Origin of the sequence: Hanamia caeni (genome assembly GCF_003721595.1) — a bacterium.
GTDB lineage: Bacteria > Bacteroidota > Bacteroidia > Chitinophagales > Chitinophagaceae > Ginsengibacter > Ginsengibacter caeni.
In genome coordinates this window covers 38,524-58,971 of sequence record NZ_RJJR01000012.1, presented here as the reverse complement: position 1 = coordinate 58,971, position 20,448 = coordinate 38,524, and the positions used below count along the sequence as shown (strand labels likewise).

Annotated in this window: 23 protein-coding genes; 9 read left to right on the top strand and 14 right to left on the bottom strand. The window is 38.2% G+C overall.

Going from position 1 to position 20,448, the window contains the following annotated elements; all coding sequences use genetic code 11:
* Positions 1-177: 177 nt before the first annotated feature.
* The gene (locus EFY79_RS14190) at positions 178-1,077 is read left to right on the top strand and encodes an AraC family transcriptional regulator (protein ID WP_123121386.1); all 900 of its coding nucleotides are present in this window, start codon (positions 178-180) and stop codon (positions 1,075-1,077) included.
* A 451-nt stretch (positions 1,078-1,528) separates the two neighbouring features.
* Here the strand turns inward: EFY79_RS14190 and EFY79_RS14180 are convergent, their stop codons facing one another.
* Complete coding sequence (locus EFY79_RS14180) at positions 1,529-1,846, bottom strand: plasmid mobilization protein (RefSeq protein WP_262684536.1); 318 nt, start codon at positions 1,844-1,846, stop codon at positions 1,529-1,531.
* 101 nt (positions 1,847-1,947) lie between these two features.
* Here EFY79_RS14180 and EFY79_RS14175 point away from each other — a divergent pair, with 101 nt between their 5' ends.
* On the top strand, positions 1,948-2,376 hold the full coding sequence (locus tag EFY79_RS14175; protein WP_123121383.1) for an SRPBCC family protein: 429 nt from the start codon (positions 1,948-1,950) through the stop codon (positions 2,374-2,376).
* Between the two features lie 5 nt (positions 2,377-2,381).
* Positions 2,382-2,858 carry an SRPBCC family protein gene (locus EFY79_RS14170; protein ID WP_199727542.1) on the top strand — a complete coding sequence of 159 codons (477 nt, stop codon included), beginning with the start codon at positions 2,382-2,384 and terminating at the stop codon, positions 2,856-2,858.
* A gap of 29 nt (positions 2,859-2,887) precedes the next feature.
* On the opposite strand, the gene EFY79_RS14165 is transcribed toward EFY79_RS14170, so the two are convergent.
* Positions 2,888-3,361: a GAF domain-containing protein gene (locus EFY79_RS14165; protein ID WP_123121382.1), complete on the bottom strand. Its 474-nt coding sequence runs from the start codon at positions 3,359-3,361 to the stop codon at positions 2,888-2,890.
* 308 nt (positions 3,362-3,669) lie between these two features.
* Here EFY79_RS14165 and EFY79_RS21775 point away from each other — a divergent pair, with 308 nt between their 5' ends.
* From EFY79_RS21775 to EFY79_RS14150, 3 genes are read left to right on the top strand one after another with little or no spacing between them, the layout of a single operon-like run.
* On the top strand, positions 3,670-3,957 hold the full coding sequence (locus EFY79_RS21775; RefSeq protein WP_233578011.1) for a hypothetical protein: 288 nt from the start codon (positions 3,670-3,672) through the stop codon (positions 3,955-3,957).
* 8 nt (positions 3,958-3,965) lie between these two features.
* Positions 3,966-4,193 carry a dihydrofolate reductase family protein gene (locus tag EFY79_RS21770; protein WP_233578010.1) on the top strand — a complete coding sequence of 76 codons (228 nt, stop codon included), beginning with the start codon at positions 3,966-3,968 and terminating at the stop codon, positions 4,191-4,193.
* A 40-nt stretch (positions 4,194-4,233) separates the two neighbouring features.
* Positions 4,234-4,893 (top strand): CPBP family intramembrane glutamic endopeptidase, encoded by a 660-nt coding sequence (locus EFY79_RS14150; protein WP_123121380.1) that lies wholly within the window; start codon positions 4,234-4,236, stop codon positions 4,891-4,893.
* A 180-nt stretch (positions 4,894-5,073) separates the two neighbouring features.
* On the opposite strand, the gene EFY79_RS14145 is transcribed toward EFY79_RS14150, so the two are convergent.
* The 3 genes from EFY79_RS14145 to EFY79_RS14135 all read right to left on the bottom strand — a co-directional run bounded on the left by EFY79_RS14145 (position 5,074) and on the right by EFY79_RS14135 (position 7,493).
* Complete coding sequence (locus EFY79_RS14145; protein ID WP_123121379.1) at positions 5,074-5,928, bottom strand: hypothetical protein; 855 nt, start codon at positions 5,926-5,928, stop codon at positions 5,074-5,076.
* A 41-nt stretch (positions 5,929-5,969) separates the two neighbouring features.
* Positions 5,970-6,524 carry a hypothetical protein gene (locus tag EFY79_RS14140; protein ID WP_123121378.1) on the bottom strand — a complete coding sequence of 185 codons (555 nt, stop codon included), beginning with the start codon at positions 6,522-6,524 and terminating at the stop codon, positions 5,970-5,972.
* A 66-nt stretch (positions 6,525-6,590) separates the two neighbouring features.
* Positions 6,591-7,493 carry an RNA polymerase sigma factor gene (locus EFY79_RS14135; protein WP_123121377.1) on the bottom strand — a complete coding sequence of 301 codons (903 nt, stop codon included), beginning with the start codon at positions 7,491-7,493 and terminating at the stop codon, positions 6,591-6,593.
* A gap of 486 nt (positions 7,494-7,979) precedes the next feature.
* Between EFY79_RS14135 and EFY79_RS14130 the strand changes: the two genes are divergently transcribed.
* Together EFY79_RS14130 and EFY79_RS14125 are read left to right on the top strand one after the other, a co-directional pair.
* Positions 7,980-8,915, top strand: coding sequence for a cation diffusion facilitator family transporter (locus tag EFY79_RS14130; RefSeq protein ID WP_123121376.1), 936 nt, complete (start codon positions 7,980-7,982; stop codon positions 8,913-8,915).
* Positions 8,916-8,971: 56 nt separating this feature from the next.
* On the top strand, positions 8,972-10,714 hold the full coding sequence (locus EFY79_RS14125) for a GH39 family glycosyl hydrolase (RefSeq protein WP_233578009.1): 1,743 nt from the start codon (positions 8,972-8,974) through the stop codon (positions 10,712-10,714).
* A gap of 57 nt (positions 10,715-10,771) precedes the next feature.
* On the opposite strand, the gene EFY79_RS14120 is transcribed toward EFY79_RS14125, so the two are convergent.
* From EFY79_RS14120 to EFY79_RS14095, 5 genes are all read right to left on the bottom strand, one after another.
* Entirely contained in the window at positions 10,772-11,335 is a 564-nt protein-coding gene (locus tag EFY79_RS14120; protein WP_123121374.1) for a hypothetical protein, read from the bottom strand.
* A 765-nt stretch (positions 11,336-12,100) separates the two neighbouring features.
* Entirely contained in the window at positions 12,101-12,415 is a 315-nt protein-coding gene (locus EFY79_RS14110) for a DUF6602 domain-containing protein (RefSeq protein WP_123121372.1), read from the bottom strand.
* A 419-nt stretch (positions 12,416-12,834) separates the two neighbouring features.
* Positions 12,835-13,323, bottom strand: a complete 489-nt coding sequence (locus EFY79_RS14105; protein WP_233578008.1) for a GNAT family N-acetyltransferase — start codon at positions 13,321-13,323, stop codon at positions 12,835-12,837.
* 33 nt (positions 13,324-13,356) lie between these two features.
* Positions 13,357-13,797 (bottom strand): SRPBCC family protein, encoded by a 441-nt coding sequence (locus EFY79_RS14100; RefSeq protein ID WP_123121370.1) that lies wholly within the window; start codon positions 13,795-13,797, stop codon positions 13,357-13,359.
* A gap of 408 nt (positions 13,798-14,205) precedes the next feature.
* The gene (locus EFY79_RS14095) at positions 14,206-15,135 is read right to left on the bottom strand and encodes a hypothetical protein (RefSeq protein WP_123121369.1); all 930 of its coding nucleotides are present in this window, start codon (positions 15,133-15,135) and stop codon (positions 14,206-14,208) included.
* A gap of 441 nt (positions 15,136-15,576) precedes the next feature.
* Here EFY79_RS14095 and EFY79_RS14090 point away from each other — a divergent pair, with 441 nt between their 5' ends.
* On the top strand, positions 15,577-16,191 hold the full coding sequence (locus EFY79_RS14090; RefSeq protein ID WP_123121368.1) for a hypothetical protein: 615 nt from the start codon (positions 15,577-15,579) through the stop codon (positions 16,189-16,191).
* 58 nt (positions 16,192-16,249) lie between these two features.
* Here EFY79_RS14090 and EFY79_RS14085 read toward each other — a convergent pair whose 3' ends face one another.
* From EFY79_RS14085 to EFY79_RS14070, 4 genes are all read right to left on the bottom strand, one after another.
* Positions 16,250-17,770, bottom strand: a complete 1,521-nt coding sequence (locus tag EFY79_RS14085) for a GH3 family domain-containing protein (RefSeq protein ID WP_123121506.1) — start codon at positions 17,768-17,770, stop codon at positions 16,250-16,252.
* 739 nt (positions 17,771-18,509) lie between these two features.
* Positions 18,510-18,974: a WapI family immunity protein gene (locus EFY79_RS14080; RefSeq protein WP_123121367.1), complete on the bottom strand. Its 465-nt coding sequence runs from the start codon at positions 18,972-18,974 to the stop codon at positions 18,510-18,512.
* Between the two features lie 147 nt (positions 18,975-19,121).
* Positions 19,122-19,823: a transposase gene (locus EFY79_RS14075; RefSeq protein WP_123121366.1), complete on the bottom strand. Its 702-nt coding sequence runs from the start codon at positions 19,821-19,823 to the stop codon at positions 19,122-19,124.
* Positions 19,824-19,853: 30 nt separating this feature from the next.
* Positions 19,854-20,402, bottom strand: coding sequence for a hypothetical protein (locus EFY79_RS14070; protein ID WP_123121365.1), 549 nt, complete (start codon positions 20,400-20,402; stop codon positions 19,854-19,856).
* Positions 20,403-20,448 lie beyond the last annotated feature (46 nt).

Genomic DNA, 20,448 nt, shown 5'->3' with positions numbered 1-20,448 from the left:
TTACTTTAGAAGCAATAGCAATCGAGACGACTATTAAAAAACTATGGGTTGTTGATTGCTTAATTGCGTTATCAAAATTATAGGCATGAAAAGTTAAAACCAATGTCAGGTTTTCCTATAATGATGGACAATTTCGCTATTTTTTATAATTTACGCCATCATTGAATCACATTAAAAATGGAAAAAAAAGGCGGCTCACATAAAAATATATGGTATGGGCAAGGACGTCAACGTATTGAAATACCTAAGCCTGTTCTCAAATCAAAAGTATTGGTAAAAGCCATGCTGAACCAGCTTTATGTTTGCGGACTCGGTTATTATCCTAAAGCAGCGGGGCATTATACTTCGCGCAAAAAAGGGTTGCCGGAGAACTTTCTTTTTTACTGTGTAGATGGTAGCGGATGGTATAAAATAGAAGATCAAAAATATGATGTTGGTGCTCACGAGTTTTTCATTTTGCCACAAAATGTAAAGCATTCCTATGGCAGCAACGACAACAATCCATGGAGCATTTACTGGGTTCATTTTGGTGGAGACATGCTCGCGTACTTCAATTCAATACATACAGTACAAGCCTATTTTAAACCACATCATGTAAAAAGCAGCAACGAAATTTTTTCGTGTTTTTCCAAAATTTATAAAGCGCTGGAATTGGGCTACAGCAAAGATAATTTGTTATTTGCTAACATGTGTCTTTCCCATTTTTTAAGTTTGTTTATATACAACTCCAGGCATTTTAGTGTTTCAGATGAAAAGCTCAATTGCGTAGATCAGGCTATTTTGTATATGAGGGAAAATATCACTAAAAATATTTCCCTTAATGAGTTCAGCAGCCTTTATCATTATTCGCCTTCACGCTTTTCAGGTTTATTTAAAGAGAAAACGGGATACGCTCCTATTGATTATTTTATTCAAATGAAAATGCAGAAAGCCAGCCAACTATTGGATTTCACCGACCAATCGGTGAAAGAAATTTCTATTAATATGGGCTTTGATGACCCGTATTATTTTTCACGAAGGTTTTCGAAAGTGATTGGGATGTCACCAACGAAATACAGGTCGGTTAATAAGGATTAATGAAGGATTAGTATCTGAATTCATTTTCGCACACTTGTATTTAAATTTCAGATCAAAAATATTTTGTAATCGCTTAAGAATGCGAAAAGTAATTGTGCTATAGATAAACGCTCAAATGTAAATCAGAGGATTTAAAGGCAATGAAATGGCTCAGTTATTCTTTTAATATTGATAAAAAATTGTCTGCTGGAAGTAAGCAAGATAAAAAAAGAAACAAGGCAAATGATAACTGAGGCGATCGAGGAACGATTTATTAAAAGTGCAATGAAAAAAATATAGCCATTACCTTGATTACTTAACGAAATATACCTTTCAAAATGGTGAAGTTTATTGTAAAAATTTAGTTCATTTTTGCCCTTAATAAACCCGGATGCACAGATGCATGCTGCTTTTTCATTTCTTACTTTTTGCTCATTATAATTGAGCGCTTTTAAATGGCTTTTGCTTGTATTTATTCTTGCAACCATTTGTCAGAAATTTGATTAATTTTTTCTCTGATTTCACCTACCTTTTTAAATAACATTTCTTTGCTTTTTTTATTTAAAATTGCCCATACTTTTATCTCTGAAATTTCATCTAAAGTGTGCAGCTTTTTTACGGATTGATTGAAATTATTTGCGATAGACTTCAATTCACTTCTGAGTAAAATCATCTCTGAAATAAAGTTATCAAGTGATATGCTTCGGGTGTAAACAGTAATTGGTTTGTCGAGAAGAATGGATCTCGCATAATCGCTTATTTTTTTCTTAGTAGATTTGGAAAAAACCAGTCTTAACTCTGTTATATTCTACTTTTAGGTGATTTATCTTCAAGCCCCCTTTGCCAGACCCGGCCGGGACAATAGTTTACAGCTAACAAAAAACAAGAAAAATGAAAAAACAAACCGTAAATGTTGAACGCATTTTTGATGCAAATAAAGAATCGGTGTGGTGGGCCATTACCGAAAAAGAAAGGATGAAACAATGGTATTTTAACCTTGCTGAATTTAAAACAGAACCAGGATTTAAGTTTGAATTTATGGGTGGCCCGGAAGACGGAACACAATACAAACATCTGTGTGAAATTACCGAAGTTATTCCCCAACAAAAACTTACTTACAGTTGGCGGTATGAGGGCTATGAAGGCATTACGTATGTCACATTTGAATTGTTGGAAGAAAATAAAAAAACACGTTTAAAACTAACTCATACAGGATTTGAAACGTTTCCTCCGATTCCTGATTTCGCCGTTCATAACTTTGAGGCGGGTTGGGATCATATTATCAATGTTTCGCTCAAAGGTTTTTTGGAAAAAAAATAAGCAAAATGAACAGTAACTTAAAATTTGCCACCGTAGAAACACAAATGCTAATCAGGAAACCTGTTTCACAAGTTTTCCAGGCATTCATTGACCCGGCAATTACGACTAATTTTTGGTTTACCAAATCAAGCGGAAAACTCGAAGCAGGGAAAACAGTGAAATGGGAATGGGAAATGTATGGCATTACCACCAATGTATTGACAAAGGAAATTATCGCTGACAAACTTATTTCAACAGAATGGGGCGACCCCGCGACAATAGTGGATTACGAGTTTACAGCATTGACACCCGAAACGACTTATGTCGTAATTAAAAACTATGGTTTCGAAGAAACAGGAAATGATTTAATCCAGGTAATCAAGGACAGCACAGGAGGTTTTACAACTGTTTTGGACGGATTGAAAGCATATCTGGAACACAACATCAGGCTAAACCTCGTCGCTGATAAATTTCCAAAAGAAGTAAGTAACCACGGACAGTAAACTGCGCGAAGATTTCCATCACCAATCATTCAAAAATTTATCAACCCAACAATTTCTTCAAGATATTTCTTATCAGTATCATCAAAAACGTTAAAGGCGTCGCTGTCAATATCTAAAACAGCAACCACTTCGCCGTTTCTTTTAACTGGCACCACTATCTCTGACTTTGACAAGCTATTACAGGCTATGTGACCGGGAAATTTTGCAACATCAGGCACAATGAGTGTTTCAGCGCGCGTCCATGCCGTTCCGCAAACGCCTCTGCCTTTTTGAATTCTTGTGCAGGCTACAGGCCCCTGGAAAGGCGCCAGCACCAGTTCATTATTTTTTACTACATAAAAGCCAACCCAAAACCATTGAAATTGTTCTTTAAGCGCGGCCGCCACATTTGCCATATTGGCCACAAGGTCAGTTTCGCCGGTAAGCAATCCTTTTATCTGGGGAAGCAGTGATTGATATTCTTCTACTTTATTTCCTTTTATGATTACAAGGTCTTCAGCCATAAAATTTTTTACAAAGGTAGCGAACAGCCGGTCATAAAAGCGATTAGAAAATGGTGCATTCGAATGTCGCTTTTATGCACTGTTTTTTGTGCATCAAAACTACGCACGGTGGGCCGCCCGGCTGGTGACAGTAAAGGAACAAATAATAGGATTTTTTGTTTTGATTTTTATAAATTCGGCTTCAGTTTACGGCCGGGCGAATAGCTATTATCCGGATGAACAAAGCTGTACCGATACACGCAACCTCGGAGCACCACTCACAACAACACTAAACAATGACGGCAAGCGAATTTAGCATAACAATCCATATGGTATCGAGTCTTGACGGAATGATTGCCAAAAAAGACAACAGTATTTCGTGGTTTGATACATCGCATTATTACGATAAAGGCGTAGACGGCCAGGACCCGGAGGAATTTCTGAAAGCAATCGATTGTTATGTGATGGGCTCCAGGACTTATGAACACGCTTTGGAACTTTCAAAATCTTACGGTTGGGCTTATGGAGATAAGCCAACTATCGTATTACAAGCCGCAATTTTATATCGGAGAAACCAAACGTTGAATTTTATTCGGGCAACCTGGATAAATTCGTAAACGAACGGTTGAAACCGAATTACAAAAAAGTGTGGGTAGCAGGCGGATCAATACTTACGAAAGAACTTATCCGGCAACAATTGGCGGACGAAATAAGAGTAAGTATTTTACCCATTATTTTAGGTGAAGGAATATTATTTTTTGACCACATCGGACAAGAGCAAACGTTACATCTTACCGATGCAAAAGCTTATAAAAACGGAATGGTAGAACTGTGCTATAAAATAATAAAATGAAAAAGATCACAGCCAGTTGGCGCAATTGTAAAATGATTTCATGAATAAAATAAATCTCCGGCGAACCATTGCAGAGCCTGTTATCATTGCATTTCTGGTTTTGTTTCCGCATTATGTTCCGTTACCTTTTTATTCTTATGCCCTTGTCTGCTTTCTGCTAATTGTTTTTTATTTAAAGCGACAAAATAAAACGCTCGCCGACGTCGGTCTTACACGGAAAGGCTTATCTGTTCACACTTTTGTGGTGGGCATCCTTTCAGCAATCCTCTGGATGGCTTTTATAAAAATCGTTTATTTCCCTTTTATCAATCATTTCTTCAGGGATTACATCAGTGATTATACAGAGTATGATTTTATAAAAAATAATATAAAAAAGCTGTTGGCTATAATGTTAGCAGCATGGGTGGTGGGCGGCTCTTATGAAGAAATTGTTTTCAGAGGATTCATTCAAAGAACTATGCAAAAATGGTTTTCAAACTATTCACTTTCATTTTGGATGGCCGGGCTTTTGACAAGCATCTTATTTGGCCTGTACCATTGGCAGCAAGGCATTTTTGGTGTAATCCCTGCAACGCTCGGTGGTTTGTATTGGACGTATTTACTTAAACGATATAATGGAAATTTATGGCATCCTATTGTATCGCATGCCTCGTATGATACCATTGCTTTGACCATGATTTATTTTGGCATACTAAATTAAGCAACAACTATCAGCATGTATGTTGCGACCAGCACTGGTTTCGTTCGGTCGCTTGCGGAGCTGCCAAAAGCGGCCGGAGAACGAACAAAAAATTAAGATTTTTTTTCTGTTGTTCAAGAAAGAATTTTCAGAGCGAATTGCTAACGCACAATTTATTTAACATCGTACAATTGCAACTTATTATTTATTCAGCCTGTAATGGTAACGTGTGTACGCGATAGCAAATCCAAGTTGCTTAAAACCTTCATAAGCTTCTTTATTTTTTTCTTTGTCTGGTAGTTCAATATCCGCCACAAATAAAGTAGCTCCTTCTTTCAATCCATCAGAAATTGCTCTTTTCCAAATAGCAAAATCGGGTGCGTGGTTTGAAGTCATGACGCCCGGCACGGGAGCCTCTACCCCGGAAAAAATTGTTTTATTTTTTGTTGTAAAAAAAGAACGGCACGCAAGTATTTTACCATCACGCAGCGCTACATAATGTTTCCAGCCTTGCCGGAAAGCAAAAGCGCGTGGCCACCAGTAAAAGTCAAACCCATAAGTATCTATCAAAAATTTTACCCAGCTTTCTACCAAGGATGAATCTACCTGCCGTACTTCGATCGTATCGCCATCGCCGTACAAAGGCTTGTTATCTCTCACAATTCTTTCCCACGCTCCCGCAATATAAAAGCCATTTTGCTTCAATAAAGCATCCGGATTGGAAGGCTTCATTGGCGATGAAAAATGAATGAGATATTTTTCATCATGCGTGTAAAAATTTTTTACAGAATCGATCACCTGTTGGGTGAGCGGCTCGCTTAAACCCAAACCGATAACACGGTTGAAAAGAGGAATAGGATTTTTTTGAAAATTAATCGCAGTGCCTCCGCCAATCGCCATGTATTTCATACCGTTTACTTTTCTCAAAGAATCAGGCGCAGCGTCAAGCAAGCTCCTCCACGCTTCTGTTTCTGTTCGTTCAATTAATAAAGAATTGTACATGGTGTTCATGCTGTCGTTCTTTTGTGCGAGTATGGATTGGTGTGATAATACCATACCGCATGTGCACAATAAGATTATACAAAGATTATTTTTCATTATTTCTCTGGGTTTTTTGTGCGATGGAAGGTACCGCTAATTGCCACCGTTTCTTCGCCGTCCAGCGTGCTTGTTTGCTTTAAAGTAAGAATACCTGGTTTTGGAAATTCCATCTGCAATGTTTCGATAAATTCTTTTCCGTCCTGCGTGCTTTTATGTATCATGGTGAAATGTGTGGCATCTGAAAACTCCCCTATATGTTCATGTGTTGTGCCCATATTGTCCACGGAGTACCAATGTATTTTACCGTCGTAGGTGCTTACACCGGCTAAGTTATTCCCATCAAGTTTACCTACGCCGGGTATGTCAGCCCATTCATGCATTAGGATGGCATTGTTGGCGGATGCAGTTTTAAAGTCCGCGTGATAGGCAAACCTGTATTCTTTTCCGGCCGCTTTCATAACCGCTTCTTTGGTTTCCCAAAAACCGTTGAACTGTAGTAACAGTTTTAGCTGGTTAGTTGCCTTGTCTGCAATGCCGTTGGTCTGCGATTTTGATAAAGTAGCAGTAAGCAGCAATGCTGCCATAAATGCCAATTGAAATTTCCTTTTCATAGTTTTTATTTTTTGAATAAAGGAGAAGGAAACAATGCAAAAAGTTCGATAAAAAGCAAAAATTTTTTAGTGGGAATTGTGGAGGTTCATGCGGGTGGTTGTATTTCCTTTGCGGCACAATACAAAAACAGTGCTTTCCGGACAGCGATTGGGATATTCTGCGAGGTTGATATTGCAACATTCAATAACCGACATATTGCCGCTGCTGCTGATTTCAAGTTTACTAAAACTATTGCCATACAAAATATCTTCTTCGATTAATCTTTGTATCTCATGGCGGCCAATAGCTGTTTTGCCACTCGTAAAAATTACTTGCAGGTTTTTATCCAGGTGCCCAATAAGTTTTTCACGATGAGGCAATGATGTGTAGATACTGCCGAAATAAGCATGATACAAGTCGTTCCATTCATTGGCTCTTCTGAAGGCCGAATCATTTTCATCATTGCTTTCTGCCCAGTGTAGCGCCAGTTTTTGTTTAGCCTCATAAAGACGGCTCCTTACTGTACCAACCGGAATACGTAGTAGAGCTGCTATCTGCTCATAAGAAGACCAGTTAGAAAAATACCGGAGCAGCAAAACGCTTTGCAATGTATCCGAAAGATGATGAAGGCTATTATAAACTTTTGTTTGGCGCTCATAGCAATCCAGAGCTATGTCTATTTCATCTTCACAGAATCTGTTATTCTCAGGTAAATCAAAATGGCGGTGGTATGATGACGTATATTGCAAATTTCGATGGCAGCACCGCACAAGAATCGTTTTTAGCCATCCGGAAAATGCCACAGCGTCTTTCAATTGCTGCAATTTGAGATAGGCTGTTATAAAAGATTCCTGCACAGCGTCTTTGGCTGCAGGACTGTTGCCACAAATCTGTAAAGCAGTAGCATACATCCATGGATAATGTTGCCTGTACAAAAAATTCCATGCTACAGAATCACCCGATTGTGCCGCTTTTACATATTCCTTCATAAACTTTTTAGATTTAGTTTTATAAAATTAAATCTTTGGCCGGAAGTTGCAGCAGTAAATATAATAGGGCAAAATTTCTTTGTTTGCCGGAGGTATGGCTGCCGGTGTTGACGTTCCGCTAACAATCTCAATTTGAAATGAGACAAAATCAAAATCTTCCATGCCATTTGTTTCGTAAATCTTCATTAGTTCGGCTCGCAGAAGTTAATGCTGAAAATAAAAATCGCCGAAATTTGTTGCTTCACCGCCCGATCCTTTAAAATATCATTCAGGTGAATTGGGTAATTATGGATTTGGTATGATCGGATGATAATACGCAGCCTCGCTTATCCTCAGACGTTATTACGAACCACTTTCTCACAATTTTTCGGCCATATCATAACGATGGTACTGCTTTTGATAAGTTCAATACCAGAACAAATGTGGCTGATTCAATCTAAATAAAATGCCGGTAACAATCAGGCGCTTTTAAGTACATCATTTTCTATGGTAAAAAATAAAGCATCCATTTACAGTGCCTTAGTGGCTGATATTTTGATAGCCGCTACAAAGTTTATTGCCGGCGCGTATACCAACAGCTCTTCTATGATCTCGGAAGGCATTCATTCATTGGTAGATACTATAAACCAGGTATTGCTTTTATATGGCCTCAAAAGAAGCCGGAAGCCGGCGGACAATCTCAGGCCGTTTGGTTACGGAAAAGAACTTTATTTCTGGTCATTCATCGTTTCAATTCTCATCTTTGGGCTTGGTGGCGGACTTTCTATTTACCAGGGCATTTTGCATATCCGGCACGCGGAGCCATTAGGCAATCCAACCTGGAACTACGCAGTGCTTGGTTTCTCCCTTATTTTTGATGGCGGCTCATTTCTTATCGCAATAAAGGAATTTAATAAAGCCAGGGGCGAACTGTCATTTTGGAAAGCGATTATACAAAGCAAAGACCCATCAAGCTTCCTCGTACTCTTTGAAGACGGCGCAGCAGTGCTTGGATTGTTTATTGTGTTCATTTTGATGGTTCTCAACGATGCCTATAACATGCCGGCGCTTGATGGTGTTGCCTCCATACTTGTAGGATTATTACTGGTGTTTGCTTCCGTGATACTGGCAAGAGAAAGCCGTAGCCTGCTGATGGGCGAAGGCATAGCGCCCGAAACGCAAAAGAAGATAAAAGCGCTTGCAGAAAAAGATCCGTCGGTTCTTAAGGTAGGCAGCATACTTTCTACTTATGAGGCACCCGAAGAAGTGGTGCTGATGCTGATCGTATATTTTAAGCCTGACCTGGATACCGATGAAATAACCGATGCCATTGAGCGGGTGCGCAAGGCAATTAAAGAAGAATTCACGCGTATTGAATTTGTGATCATTCAACCGCAGGGCTATGCCGTATCTGATAATAGCAAACAAAACAAGCAAAATTAAAAGCGTGTCACAGTTGATGAGATCATCCAAAATCAAAAGACCATAAATAATCGGTTATGTTACCCATTCATAATCCGCTCTTTGTTTTACTTTTGAAAATGCCAAAAAATAATCCCGGTTTTCAAGCAAAAAAAGTATTGCTTATCTTTTTCTTATTCCTTACCCATGCTGTATTTGCGCAAACAGATACGGTACATATCAGCATTGATACAAAAAACGTGGCAGGCCATTACAACCCAATCTGGTCATACTTTGGCTATGATGAAGCCAACTTCACTACCATGAAGGATGGCAAAAAGTTGTTGACAGAATTATCACAATTAAGCAATGCGCCCGTATACGTAAGAACGCATAACTTATTAACAAGCGGCGATGGCAAAGCCGCGTTGAAATGGAGTTCTACCAACGTTTATACTGAAGATGAAAATGGCAATCCTGTTTATTACTGGAAGATTGTTGATTCTATTTTTGATGTATTTGTAAAGCGCGGCATCAGGCCCATTGCTGAAATAGGTTTTATGCCCGAAGCGCTTTCCACAAATCCGCATCCTTACCGGCATCATTGGAAGCCGGGCGTACCGTATGATTCCATTTATACGGGCTGGGCTTATCCGCCGAAAGATTATAACAAATGGGCTGAATTAATTTATCAATGGGTAAAGCATTGCGTAAAAAGATTTGGAGAGACGGAAGTAAAAAAATGGTATTGGGAAGTTTGGAACGAACCTAACATTTCGTATTGGAAAGGAACGATGCAGGAATATTTTAAGCTGTATGATTATACGGCTGATGCAGTGAAAAGAGCGTTGCCTTCTGCCAGGATCGGTGGGCCGACTTCTACCGGGCCGGGATGGAATAAGGCCGCGGATTTTTTAAAAGCATTTTTACAACATTGTGTGGATGATAAAAACTATGCAACCGGCAAAACCGGCAGCCCGCTGGATTACATCACGTTTCATGCAAAGGGAAATCCTAAAGTGGTAAACAACCAGGTGCAAATGAATATGTCTGCACAACTTAAAGATGTTGAAAAAGGATTTGAGATAATCAATGAATTTCCTTCGCTGAAACATTTGCCCGTGATGATTGGCGAGTTTGACCCCGAAGGTTGTGCCGCCTGTTCTGTGGATTATAGCCCTGAAAATGCTTACCGGAATGGAACGATGTATTCCAGTTATACGGCGGCGGCTTTTGCTCAGTTATATAAGATGGCCATGAAGTATCACATCAATCTTATTGGCGCAGTTAGCTGGTCATTTGAATTTGAAAACCAGCGCTGGTTTGGTGGCTTCAGGGATTTATCAACAAACGGAGTAGATAAGCCTGTACTGAATGTTTTCAGGATGTTTGGCAAAATGAAAGGCGACATGCTTGCAGTCGATAACCCGGATGGACTTTCGCTCCAGGCTATCGTTGACAGCAGCGTGCGCCATCAATCTTATGTAGATGCGCTGGCCACGATTGATGCAGATACGATGTATGTAATGCTTTGGAATTACCATGACGACGAGCAAACAAAAACGGAGGCATGGATCAATGTAGACTTAAAGAATATTAATGCAAAGCAGGTATCAGTAAGCGGCTATGTGGTAGATAAAAATCACAGTAATGCCTACACGAAATGGCAACAGATCGGGTCGCCGCAACAGCCGTCAAAACAGCAAATTATCGATTTGCAAAACGCCGGGCAATTAATGCAAAATATAACGGGCGAAAAGCTTAAAACAATCAATGGCAATCTGCATTATCATTTTACATTAGCAGGCCAGGGTGTTTCATTGCTGAAAGTGAGTTGGTGAGAATAATAGCTTTTGCAAGCTATGCAGTTACTACCCGGAAATAGTTCAGGCCGCGCTCTAATTCTCTTCAATGTTCCCCCATGTTTTGTAAAAATGGTCGTTGCCTAGTGAGCTTAGTGTGTAATAAATCCGAAATTGACCTCTTGCGACATTAGGCAATAAGTCAATTATACCGCTTGTTGAAGAAAAGGAAGGACATGAACAAACTGTTGCCTGAATTTTAATAGCAGATTTCTTAACAACTGTAAAATCTCCATTAACGATTACGTATTTTAAAACTACCTGTCCAGAAAACCCGGGTGAAAACCTAAAAAATAGGTTCATTGTTTGTTTAAATGGGTTTGGGAATGCATAGTTATGGCTAACAGGCTTTTCTTCCAAAACAGAATCTGGCATTGTTGTCCCTGTTAAATCTACTGTGTCGAGAGATTTAAATAAGTCTAATTCCTGAACCGAAAATGTTTTATTTCCCCATTGTCCGTCAGTCATTTCTGAAATTAGCAATCCATGATTGTCCATCTTCCATTGCTTTGATACATCTATTGAATTATTGCTGTCTTTCTTACATGCCGCTCCAAGGATTGACACAATAATGAATAAATTAAACAGTTTAATCTTCAAAATGAAAGTTTTAGTATTTTAATAATAGCAGTCCACGTAATAATATATGAAATAAACCAAATCTCCAGGAAAAACCTTGCCGTTGATTTCAACACTTTCGTATTCCCTTTCGCATATTTTTATTGCGTCAATACAGTTTTTAAAATTGATTGTTTTTATAAACATTAAAATATATCAAGTTTTTAATGCAGTTAATCCAAATCAAATCGTCCGTTGTCACAGTTAGTTTCCTTCTTGAAGAAAACTCAAAAGCGCTTCATGGTAAAAAATAAATTAATATACAAAAAGAAATTTTTCACTTTTTGTTGGTTTACTGGTAAAAAACACCAGTTGCCCCTCTGAAAGGTTCGTTCTACAAACCCGGAAAACACTTCTTCTGTTGACCAACTTCTTCAATAAAATCGACAAAACATTCTTTCGGGGGGCCTTCCCTTTCAACAAGTTTGGCAAAACATTCTTTCGGGGAGCCTTCCCTTTCAACAAGTTTGACAAAACATTCTTTCGGGGAGCCTTCCCTTTCAATAAGTTTGACAAAACAATCTTTCGGGGAGCCTTCCCTTTCAACAAGTTTGATAAAACATTCTTTCCGGGAGCCTTCCCTTTCAACAAGTTTGATAAAACATTCTTTCCGGGAGCCTTCCCTTTCAACAAGTTTGATAAAACATTCTTTCGGGGAGCCTTCCCTTTCAACAAGTTTGACAAAACATTCTTTCGGGGAGCCAACTTATTCAATGGGATCGGCAAAACATTCTTTGTTTTTTTAGATTAAAAAAGGAGGGAATTTGTTTTTTTACCGGCTCTGTGGATAAATAAATTTGAAACTTTGTCGCCGAAAAGTTTAATTGTTCTCTTTCCCGTAAGAATAATATCAATTTGTTTAGATTCATCACCTTTGCTATTGACAACTCGTCCGCCTCGAAAGATTTTAAAACTGTCGCCAAGAGAATCCACAAGAAACTCTTTTAAAAATATTTCACAAAGTTCCCCTTTGTCAGCAGGGTTCTTTGCAATTCTTTCATACCCTCTAAATTTCGAGTTGATTATGTCAGCTATTGATATGAAATGTTCTTTAAAAAACATGATGTGTGTATTAATGATTACCGCTTACATTTGTCTTTCTGTATTGTAAGAAGCTACAGTCGTTTAATCCTTTGATAATCATTACCTGTTTGTTTCGCGTTTTGTATTGTTGAGTTTCGCAAATACAAATTTTTATATTATTGTTTTTAAATTAATTGCATTTATAATTCTAGTCAAATTCCATTCTCACAGTCAGTTTCCTTCTTGAAGAAAACTCAAAAGCGCTTCAAGGTAAAAAATAAATGAATATCCAAAAACAAACTTTCCACTTATTTATTGGTTTACTGGCTGCAATAAAAACCAGTTGCCTATCTGAAGGTTTATTCTATAAGATTGATAAAACATTCTTCATTTTCTCCTCGTTTGAAACGAGGAGCAGTTTAAGGGGTTTTGCGCGTCAGCCGGCCTCACTCAAAACGTTAGCGGTTCCGGTTTGTTGTCCAGTCATCGTAGGTCATTTCAAATTTGATTTCCTTCGTTCCATGAGTTCCCACTTCTTTCCAGCCAGCTTTTCTGTAAAATTTTTCGGCTCTTGTGTTGAAAGCTGTTCCTAACCAAACTTTGTCTTTTGTCTGCGTAAAATACCAGTCCAACATTTTCCTGTGTAATAGTTGTCCGATACCTTGTCTTTCAAATCGAGGGTCTAAAAATAGCGCCCAGATATTATTTTCTTTCAGGTCAGCAATTGCAAAGCCTACAATTTGGTTGTCAATTTCACAAACCCAACCTTTCCCTCTTACTGTAATAAATTCTTCGCAATCTTCGTCTGTCACCAAATTTGGATTTGACAAAGTGTTTTCTGTTACAGAATTTCTTACGATTTGAATCTGTTTTATGTCCTCAATTTTAGCTTCTCTGATAATCATAATCTGTTGCCGTTCATCTTTTTTTTGATTAAAATATGTCAAGGCCTTTTAAATGCAGTTAACCTGGCAACAAGATCAGTTTTGATGCTCTAACAATCTTTCAAGTTTTAAAAAAGTACTTTGCCATCCTTTTTCATAATCGTGTTTTGACGCGCTGCCAAAATTCTTGTGCTCAAATTGCATCGTGGTAAATTTTTTCGCTGGTGTTAAGAGCAAAGTAATAAAAGATTCGACACCGGCTTCACTTTCCCACTGCCAGCTAAAAGCCAGTTTACGTAACGCCTCTACTTCATCATACACTCCAAAACAAGTATGCTCTGTCAGATCGGCGTCCTGGAATGTTATTGTAAAGTATCCTCCCGGCCTTACATTCACTTCTGCTTTTAACACTTTTCCTTTCGGATCGGAACCAAACCACTTCATTAGCCATACCGGATTTGTCCAGGCTTCCCATACATTTTCTATAGAGGTCTTGAAAGTTATGTCAAGGAGTACTAAATAATCATCCTGAGGCATGTTTGACTTTTTGTGTGTGCGAAGTGTTAGTTATTATAGAGGCTGCCAGTGGCAATAACTTAAAAGCGTTTCAAGATAAAATTAATATATAAAAAGAAATTCTTTCCTTATTTGTTGGTTTACTGGTTGCAATAAAAGCCGGTTGCCTATCTGAAGGTTTTTCAATAAGATTGATAAAACATTCTTCATTTCCTCCTCGTTTCAAACGAGGAACAGTTAAGGGAGCTCTTTAAAAAAATCAAAACGCTTACTGCTTCAACCACCCTGCAACTGCTCTGCAACAAATCCATGCTAAATCCTTATTGCCCGGTTCGTTCAACTGTGGTTTCATTTCTTGCCCGTTGGGCAAAACGAAAACTTAGTTATTGTGCGTTCGTGCTTTCTGTTGTCAATATAATTATGTTTTATTTATTGTTCGTCTTTTATACTATATTCTTTTTGTAACATAGTAATAAGCTGCGTTGCATCCGATAAAAGATGTGTAAGCTCACGGTCACCTCTTATATAAAGACTTTGACGAATGTCAAGGTAATCGTTCAGCAGGCTTCTTATATCGTTTATGTTACTGGTTAACAGTTGTAAGTCATCATGACCGTTATAGTTCGTTTTATTCTTCAGGAGGATAGTGATTATTGAATCGGCATCTATAAGCGAGTAATTCACTGAATCTGGAAGACTATAATTCATATCAATGATGCGATTTCTTTTTTCAGAAACTCTCTCTGTAAGCGCTACATCACCGTTAAAATCCTGATCCATATGTTTTGTCAGAGCATCATAAGCAGACACCCGCATAATTATACTATCATTGTCAAAATATCGTAAACTGCCGGAACTTTTTATTTCATCGAGCGTTGCTCTGCTCCATGTAAAAGGTCTATATAAGGTAGGGAAAAGCGTATACCCAAAAAATTGCCTGTTACTTATCTCGCCTATTTTTTTATCTTTCAAAAAGCTAGCAAGGCTATCAATTTTAGATCTTGCATGCTTCATTTGGCTGATATCAATCTGCACCATAGCCGTATCTTTTTCAAGATCATGAATAAGAGAATTGGCGTACTCTTTTGCTCTTGCTTTTTCTACAGAGTACTCTCTGTAGCTCTCTGCGAAAAAGCCCATTGTAACTGCAAGAAATATCATTAAGAATTCTAAAAAATATTCTTTGAAATTCTTTTTCTTATGATGAATGTCCGGATGATGATGTACTTCCATATTTTCAGTTTCTTGCTTCTGTATTATACTGTCTGTGTCATTAGCAGAAATAATTTCGTCTGAAAGGTTTTCAGGTTGTGAAATTATTGGCTTGTCTAAAGTGTCGTCATTTATATTGTCTGACATTTATATTTCTGTATTATACGAAACTTCAGTTCTTTAATCCTTGATATTCATTACCTGTTTGTTTCGCTTTTTACATTGTTGAGTTTCGCAAATACAAATTTTTATATCATTGTTTTTAAATTAACTGCATTTATAATTCCGGTCAAATTCCATTCTCACAATTAGTTTCATTTGAAGAAAACTCAAAAGCGTTTCAAGGTAAAAAATAAATTAATGTATAAAAATAAATTTTTCACTTTTTGCCGGTTTACTGGATGCAATAAAAAGCAGTTAGTTCATCCTGCATCATTTCCACGATTCACGAAATCATTTTTATTGCAGCTTCCTAAGTAATGCAAACAAGGATGCATAATGAAAACCGCTTTGGCTTTTAATTTGCTTCTGTTAGAAGAAATTTATTTCAGAGAACAAAAAAATATGCGTAGGAGGCGTATGTAAACCGTGATTTCGAATGAAGAGGAAAGACGCGAACTTTTATCGTACCACCACAATAAGCAAATTCCACAACAGGTAAAGCGCGAGGTTTTAAAGGCCTTGTCTTTTTACCCGGAACTAAAGAATTCTTATATCAGGTTTAATTTCAGGAAAAACATCAGGTCATCTGTAATGCAGGCACAACCTGTGTTTTCTACCTTACTACAAAAGCGAAAAAAAAGGCGTTACAGGATAAACATCAGTGAACATTTTAAACTTAGCAGCAGCGATATCCCGATTACTCAAATTCCTGAACCAGTGATGGTGGGATGGATTGCCCACGAACTTGGACATATCCTGGATTATGAACACCGTACGAATCTGGCAATCGTATCATTTGGTTTGCGCTATCTTGTTTCTCCCGGATATGTAAAAGAGGCAGAACGCGTGGCGGATACGTATGCAGTCGAGCACGGATTGGGTAAATACATCCTCGCTACCAAACGCTTCATTTTAGACCACGCAGAAATTCCGCAGGCCTACAAGGATAAAATAACAAGGTTGTATTTATCTCCTGCTATTATTGTGGACCTTGTAAAAAAACTTGGGGAAAAAAAGAAAAACGTTCAGCTCGATGAGTAGTAGTGGCGTGAAAACTTTCCAATTTCCGGTAAAATCCGGCCAGGCATTCAAACCCGCGTCAGGATAGTTGCCGCAAGTATGCCCTGAACTCTTCAAAAGCATCCGCCTTCATTACGCGGGGAATTTTTGCCTGTCCGCCTAATTTCTTATACTCCTTGCTCCAATTGTAAAATTGTTCAAGGGGTACTGCCTCCACTGCCAAACCCTTCAATGCTTTTGTGCGGGCTACTTTATAATTTTTATTATTGTTGCATAATTCCTCATCTATAATTTGTGCTGCTTTCTGAGAATCGGTTTCCTGGTCTGTGCCGAGCACAAACTTCAAAATATATTCTTCATTCTCAAGCACAGTAGATGCTGTAAACTCCTTTATCTCCATGTCGAATGCATGTTCCAGTTTCTGAATCGCGCTATTCATCTTTTGTATGGAAAGCTGTTCGCCTACCACATTCAAATAATGCTTTGTCCGCCCGCTGATCCTGATTTCTGCTCTCTTTTTATCGGTAATGATAACCGTATCGCCAATCATGTATCTCCAGGCACCCGCTACTGTTGAAATAAGCAAAACATAATCCTTGTTTTCTTCAACCTCTTCAAGCGTAAGCACCGGTGCGCCCCGCTTCACGCGTCCCTCCTCATCAATATTTTCGTCGTCGAAGGGCACAAATTCAAAATAGATACCATTATCTATGATCAGTGCCATCGCATCTGTGTCGGGTCGCTTTTGGGTAGCCAGGTATCCTTCCGACGCCAGGTAAGTATCAATATATACCAGCGGCCTGGCCAGCAATTTTTCTATACTTACCCGGTAAGGCTCAAAAGCCACCCCACCCGACGTGTATACCTGCAGGTTAGGCCAGACATCATGAATCGTCTGAAGTTTATTGTGACTGATAATTTCTTTAAGCATCAGCTCTACCCATGATGGAATTCCCGAGATACTTCCTACATCCCATTTTGGCGCTTCTTCCGCAATTCGCCTTACTTTTTCATCCCAATCAACAATGGACGCGATCTCCCCGCCAGGTTTATAAAAATTAGTAAACCATGAGGGGATATTGGCCGCACTTATCCCGCTGATCTCCCCTTCTTCGTGATCTTCCGCTTTAATTAATGAAGTGCTGCTGCCCAGCATCAAAATATCCTTTTCAAAAAAATCGGCAGGCAGATTAAAGTTGGTAAGACTCGCCACTTGCTGCATTCCGGATTTCTTAATTGCCTTGATCATATCCGGTGTTACCGGAATATATTTCTTATTACTCGTAGTGCCACTGCTCAAAGCAAAGTAATCCTGTCCACCCGGCCACGTAACATTCTGATGACCTTGTAGCAGAAAATGCCACCATTCCTTGTTCATCTGGTCATAATCACACACGGGTACATTTTCCCGGAAAGCTTTCACAGGATCTTCACTTTCCAGTATTTCACCAAACTTATATTTTAGGCCAAATGCAGTCAGTTTTGCCTTCTTCAGCAGTGCCAAAAGCACTTTACGTTGTGCCTTGCCGGGTTCCGGATCGCTGCTAATAAATCCATTAATATCAATTGCTTTTTTAATTACTCCTCCAAGGATCGCCATATCGTATTTTTTTCTACCCGAAAGCAATATCTGTACCTGAAAACGCAGCGTGCTTACTTTAACATTTTGAAATTTACAAGCGGTATTGAAAAACTTTTCAACATAGAAACTGAAACAACCACTGTTTAAATAAGTTTGCATTTTCTTGAATTTCTTCTTCAAGTGTCCACGCGGTTTTATCAGGTTTTTGTTTTATTTCCAATCAGCGGTTCTGAAATAAAGCAATAGTCCGTTTCCTGTTGCTACATTCGGGCTCACAATTGGTGGGTGATCATCCAAAGCTTTTAATGCAGTTAATCAAATTCCATTCTCACAGTTAGTTTCCTTTTTGAAGAAAACTCAAAAGCGCTTCAAGGTAAAAAATAAATTAATGGATAAAAAGAAATATTTCATTTTTTGCCGGTTTACTGGTTGCAATAAAAACCGGTTGGTTATCGGAAGGTTGTTCTATAAGATTGATAAAACATTCTTCATTTTGTCCTCGTTGCAAACGAGGAACGGTTAAGGGAAGAAAAGCAAATCCCGCGGTAAATGCCTTACAAAAGCCACTGAAAGACGCTTTTTCATTACTTTTTTGCCTCTTTACGCTCCCTGCTCATTCACCAGTCCTGGTGCCGCAAACAAATATTGTTTTTTGATAAGTCCACAATCACTTTTATCATGGTATGAAATGCCGTTCAGGTAAACTGAAGATGGTAGTTGTGCATCGGTCACCGAGTGTTGTAGGCAGCAGCTTTGATTATTCATTTTTCAATGTCATGTCTCCCGAAATAGGAAAAGCCTTGGTTATTTTGTCAAGTTCATTTATAAGTCGTGCAAGTTCTGTTTGGTCAAAAGATAATATGAATGAAAGTGTCCCGCCAACACCGGGTTGGTCTTGTGCAATGCATTTTACTTCAAAATGTCCTAAGCCGTCACCTGAAATATTAAGCTTAAGTTGTCCCTCTAAAGGTTCAAAGTTTGCAGTCGCATTAAAATCCTTATCAAGTTTTTTGAAATCTCTTTTTAGTAGCTCAAAGTCTGTTGTCATAAAGTCGGCAACATATTGTCCACTAAATACTCCTCCTTTGATTTTTACTTTGGTCTTAATCCAATTCCGGTCCCAGTCAAGTGCAGAGCCATCCTTGATAGCTTGATATGGTTCCACTCTAATCATGTCACCACCGTCAAAAATTTCAAAATATGTTTCAGAATACTGTGTCATAAAAGTTGCCTACAACGTCCAGGGCTTTGTGCAGGTGGGAAATTTAACACCCGTCTGCCCGAACCGTCAGCCGAAAGTAGAATAAAAAAGTTGATTATTTCTTGTCGTAGCCGAGTCTCCCGACAGGGGACCCGGCGTAATCAGTGATTACTCTAATATTTTTTTACTTAGATCAATATCCAACATCTTCATAATATCGTCAATTATATAAATGCCCTGAATTCCAGTGTTATAATACTTTGCAGAACTGTGAATATAATTCTCGGGACAATCGGAAAGATTCCATTTGCCCACGCAAGGATTAAAATGAATATAATCCAGTTTTTGAATAATAAATTTTTCAGTAAAGCATTCTTTACTATCAAATGAAGGCTCGAAAACTTCGTGGAGTTTTCCTCTTTTCTTATCTGAAATATTTACAGCATCAGATAATTGTTGCATCATAATTTCATTATTCGTATTGTTTAATTTCTCAACTAAATCGTAAGCCATAAAACGCTTTCCGTTTCCGACAATACGATTAATTTTTTTTCCCGAATTGGAAAAACTGATAAGAGCGTGTAAATGATTTGGCATGATAACATAACCATTGATAAAATGATGGTTTTTCTTTAAATAATCAAACCAATTATAAACTGTTTCGTAAGATTTTGTGATATCGAAAAGATGAAGCCAGTTATGGCAGGTAATGGTTATGAAATACGTTCCAAATAATTCTGCTATTTCTTTTTTTACAGACATATAAATAGGTTTATTCACGCCGAGTCCCCTATCGGGAGACTCGGCTGAGACCAAAATCGAAACGCTTACTGCTTCAACCACCCTGCAACTGCTCTGCGACAAATCCATACTCATTTTTTATAGCCCGGTTTCGTTCAGTTATTGGGCGCTGCCACCTTGTCTAATTAAAATTTCAGTATCGTAATTGTAATGAACTATTGATTTACTGTCGTCTTGTTTGTCAATGTAATATATTCTTCCATTTAAAGGTGTCAGAAACAAAAAATCGAAAAGAATGCCATTTTCAACGAACTTACCAATAACACACTCTCGCCTTCCATACTCATGCATGTCTGTATATTTGAGTCCGACAATTCCAAAATTGTCTTGTTGTATTATCAGCTCACCAGTCCAAAGTCTCTCGTCACTTTGGCGAAGTTTTAAATAAATTTTTCCGTGCTTTACAATGATGTGCATTTTCGCTCCGTTCGGGTAGTCTTCACGAATTCTACCGTTACTCTTCTTCATCGAATAAGCGACCCAATCAAAATTTTTATTCGAACTTTGTAAATGTTTATATTTTCTTTTGAAATTATAATATTCAATTTTTTTTGTTAACCAAACGAAAATAAAAGAGGTAATAACTCCAATAAGTAGTCCACCAAAAACAACATTATAAAATTCACACAAATCAAATTTACAGAACATGTCTCAGGGGTTTGTGACTGTTAAGTGCGGTGAATTTTTCAATATT

Bases quoted from the DNA above. Each gene is read 5' to 3' on its own strand.
- EFY79_RS14165 (WP_123121382.1), bottom strand. From the start codon at position 3,361: ATGGCTGAAGACCTTGTAATCATAAAAGGAAATAAAGTAGAAGAATAT.
- EFY79_RS14125 (WP_233578009.1), top strand. From the start codon at position 8,972: ATGTTACCCATTCATAATCCGCTCTTTGTTTTACTTTTGAAAATGCCA.
- EFY79_RS14170 (WP_199727542.1), top strand. From the start codon at position 2,382: ATGAACAGTAACTTAAAATTTGCCACCGTAGAAACACAAATGCTAATC.
- EFY79_RS14110 (WP_123121372.1), bottom strand. From the start codon at position 12,415: ATGTTTTTTAAAGAACATTTCATATCAATAGCTGACATAATCAACTCG.
- EFY79_RS14150 (WP_123121380.1), top strand. From the start codon at position 4,234: ATGAATAAAATAAATCTCCGGCGAACCATTGCAGAGCCTGTTATCATT.
- EFY79_RS14080 (WP_123121367.1), bottom strand. From the start codon at position 18,974: ATGACACAGTATTCTGAAACATATTTTGAAATTTTTGACGGTGGTGAC.
- EFY79_RS14075 (WP_123121366.1), bottom strand. From the start codon at position 19,823: ATGGATTTGTCGCAGAGCAGTTGCAGGGTGGTTGAAGCAGTAAGCGTT.
- EFY79_RS14145 (WP_123121379.1), bottom strand. From the start codon at position 5,928: ATGGTATTATCACACCAATCCATACTCGCACAAAAGAACGACAGCATG.
- EFY79_RS14095 (WP_123121369.1), bottom strand. From the start codon at position 15,135: ATGTCAGACAATATAAATGACGACACTTTAGACAAGCCAATAATTTCA.
- EFY79_RS14175 (WP_123121383.1), top strand. From the start codon at position 1,948: ATGAAAAAACAAACCGTAAATGTTGAACGCATTTTTGATGCAAATAAA.
- EFY79_RS14130 (WP_123121376.1), top strand. From the start codon at position 7,980: ATGGTAAAAAATAAAGCATCCATTTACAGTGCCTTAGTGGCTGATATT.
- EFY79_RS14190 (WP_123121386.1), top strand. From the start codon at position 178: ATGGAAAAAAAAGGCGGCTCACATAAAAATATATGGTATGGGCAAGGA.
- EFY79_RS14140 (WP_123121378.1), bottom strand. From the start codon at position 6,524: ATGAAAAGGAAATTTCAATTGGCATTTATGGCAGCATTGCTGCTTACT.
- EFY79_RS14135 (WP_123121377.1), bottom strand. From the start codon at position 7,493: ATGAAGGAATATGTAAAAGCGGCACAATCGGGTGATTCTGTAGCATGG.
- EFY79_RS14085 (WP_123121506.1), bottom strand. From the start codon at position 17,770: ATGGCGATCCTTGGAGGAGTAATTAAAAAAGCAATTGATATTAATGGA.
- EFY79_RS21775 (WP_233578011.1), top strand. From the start codon at position 3,670: ATGGTATCGAGTCTTGACGGAATGATTGCCAAAAAAGACAACAGTATT.
- EFY79_RS14070 (WP_123121365.1), bottom strand. From the start codon at position 20,402: ATGTTCTGTAAATTTGATTTGTGTGAATTTTATAATGTTGTTTTTGGT.
- EFY79_RS14100 (WP_123121370.1), bottom strand. From the start codon at position 13,797: ATGCCTCAGGATGATTATTTAGTACTCCTTGACATAACTTTCAAGACC.